This window comes from Vibrio sp. R11-SG3-ISO3-SZ, assembly GCF_059834345.1.
In genome coordinates this window covers 1-2,573 of sequence record NZ_JCBDGX010000122.1, presented here as the reverse complement: position 1 = coordinate 2,573, position 2,573 = coordinate 1, and the positions used below count along the sequence as shown (strand labels likewise).

The window sequence follows — 2,573 nt, the reverse complement described above, 5'->3', positions numbered from 1 at the left end:
AAGTCGGTACTCAATGAGGAAACCCACTTCAAGTATCTAGGTACCCACCTCTAGGAACTAGGCACTAGAAACTAGGCACTCTCATCTAGGAACTCGCCTCTAGAAACTCACCCCTATATTACTTACACCTTCTTCTTTCAGCTCTAGGCGTAAGTCTTTAATCAAATCGATGTCGCGTTCGGTGGCCTCTTTTAGTGGTCTAAAGATCGCCCACTGCACATCCCACTCTGCGCATACGGCTTCGTTTTGCTTTTGGTTGTCATTGGTAATGGCGACGCCAGTTTGCGCTTCTTCGAGGTTGGCGACCGTCATCACGGAAAGCTGGCTGACTTTCTGCATGTTGTCGTAGAGGTAGTCTCGGTCAAGCAAGCCGTGCAATAGCGTCGATAAGCCGACACACGCATCAATGGCCGGGAACACGCCGTAGAAATCAAAATCTTCCGAGCTTGGGATCAGCTCTTCGAGTTTTTCAAGCTGGCGCTCAAAGTTCACCTTGGCGGTTTTTACCGTCAGTTGCTCCCAAATACTGTCTAGAATGTCACGGTAGATGCGCGGCTGCGCAAATTCGGTAGTTTCGCAAAATAGGGCATAGTTGGGGTACATACGTTCACACAGACACGCCATAAAGGTAATCTGTTTCCAAGGCTCTAACTTCTCTAGGCGAAGCTGAAGAGGATTTTGTAGCATAGTGGCTCACTGATTGCGCAAAGGAAAGGAATGAGGAGTCACGTCATCGACGTAAACTCGGCTAGCCAAGTTTACTTGATTAGAGCAAGGGAAAAAAGAAAAGCCCGATAAATTCCGCTCAGTGCGCCTCCCTTTGCCCGACCTTACGCATTCACGGCCCTTTTTTTTGGTTAAAGGGTCTGACCAAAACTAGAGCGCACCACCGAAAATGACGATGTAAGCCCCCAACTTCATGCCTTGTATTCGTTATCTCCCTTCGTTTCACGCAAAGTTTCTATCGATTATTGATCCAGACCTCACTATTTGTTCCGCAGTTCGGAATTAACCAAACTTTTTATTTCATTTATTAGCCAGCTAACAGTTTGGGCAAAATCCATAAGCCCAGAAAATGGATCACCACTTGGCTCACAGTTTTATTTTGAAACTTTCACAATAATAAATTCCGAATTATGGAATTTCACATTGGAGAGACGACATGCCTTTAGTATCCACAGACAGATTACAACAAGAATACGAACGTATTTTACTCGCTCGAGATATGAAACCGGAGATGGCCACCAAACTCGCTGCGGGTTTTGTAGAAATGGCAAACGAAGGTACTTATTCCCATGGTATCAACCGTTTTCCGGTGTTCATTGAGCAAGTGGATAAAGGTCAAATCAAATTGAATGCTGAACCAGAATGCGTCAACAGTATGGGCGCATTGGAGCAATGGGATTGCAATTTCGGCCCGGGCGTTTTAAACGGCCTGATTTGCTCAGAACGCGCGATGGAACTAGCCCGAGAATTTGGCATTGGTATGGTCGGGATGCGCAATTCAAACCACTGGATGAGAGGCGGGGCCTACGTGTTAAAAATGGCCAGAGAAGGCTTTGCCGGTATCGCGTCCACCAACTCTATCGCCGTCATGCCAGCATGGGGCGGCAAAGATCATCGCTTAGGTTCCAACCCGCTGATTATGGCGATTGCCGGCGATCCTCCTGTTGTGGTGGATTGCTCGATGACGCAATTCTCTTATGGCCAATTACAAAACTTCGTCCTCGCAGATAAAGAGCTCCCTGTGGTTGGCGGTTTTGACGACAACGGTGAGTTGACCAAAGACCCTCATACCCTTTGGGAGAACAAACGTCTACTGCCTATGGGTTTTTGGAAAGGCTCCTCGATGGCTATCGTACTGGACATGATGTTGACGGCCATCTCTGGTGGTTATTCCGTTCCCGCTCTGACCGAGGACATGGGGGGCGAGTTCGGTGTATCACAATTTCTTATCGCCATTGATCTAAGCAAAACCATGGACAAAGGTCGATATGCGCAAGAAATGCAGCGTATTCGCGACTATGTTCTGGCCTCTGAGCCCGCGGAAACTGGCAACGTCATGATCGCAGGATCAGAGATCAGCAATTTCATCAAAAAGCATGAAGCTGCAGGTGGTATCGAGATCAACGACGGCATTTGGCAACAAATCACGTCACTTTAGTTCGCTTAAGGTGAGGAAAGCGTTATGCAAAGTGTATTCAAGAGCATATGGAAATCGATAGACGTTCTCATGGCCATTATTATGGCGTGCATGATTGCGCTCGTGTTTACCAACGTGGTATTGCGCTACGGTTTCTCTTCTGGTCTTCGTCCCTCTGTTGAACTCTCTCGCCTTGGGCTTGTGTGGATTGTCATGCTTGGCGCTGCGGTTGTGCTGCGCCGAGGTGAACACCTAGCCGTTTCTGAGTTTTCCGAACGCTTAATGCCCAAAGCTGTGCCTGTATTAAGACGTCTGTGTTGGTGCATCGTCTTGATCGCTGTAGGCATGCTTTATGTCGGCGCTTATCGACAAATGATGGCGAACTGGTCTGATATTTCTCAATTGACAGGTCTGCCATCGGCGCTTTTCT

The 2,573-nt window shown here is 47.8% G+C and carries 3 protein-coding genes; 2 read left to right on the top strand and 1 reads right to left on the bottom strand.

The features are described 5' to 3' along the window. Positions 1 to 99: 99 nt before the first annotated feature. The gene (locus AC6R1O_RS14845; RefSeq protein ID WP_500634093.1) at positions 100 to 687 is read right to left on the bottom strand and encodes a YjaG family protein; all 588 of its coding nucleotides are present in this window, start codon (positions 685 to 687) and stop codon (positions 100 to 102) included. Between the two features lie 475 nt (positions 688 to 1,162). On the opposite strand from AC6R1O_RS14845, the gene yiaK reads away from it, so the two are divergent. After that, on the top strand, positions 1,163 to 2,164 hold the full coding sequence (gene yiaK / locus AC6R1O_RS14840) for a 3-dehydro-L-gulonate 2-dehydrogenase (RefSeq protein WP_500634092.1): 1,002 nt from the start codon (positions 1,163 to 1,165) through the stop codon (positions 2,162 to 2,164). A 24-nt stretch (positions 2,165 to 2,188) separates the two neighbouring features. Further along, positions 2,189 to 2,573 (top strand): TRAP transporter small permease (locus tag AC6R1O_RS14835; protein WP_500657296.1); only part of this gene is annotated, 385 nt, incomplete at its 3' end.

What these genes read in the sequence shown, in the direction of transcription:
- yiaK (WP_500634092.1), top strand. Translation starts at nt 1,163, where the DNA reads ATGCCTTTAGTATCCACAGACAGATTACAACAAGAATACGAACGTATT.
- AC6R1O_RS14845 (WP_500634093.1), bottom strand. Translation starts at nt 687, where the DNA reads ATGCTACAAAATCCTCTTCAGCTTCGCCTAGAGAAGTTAGAGCCTTGG.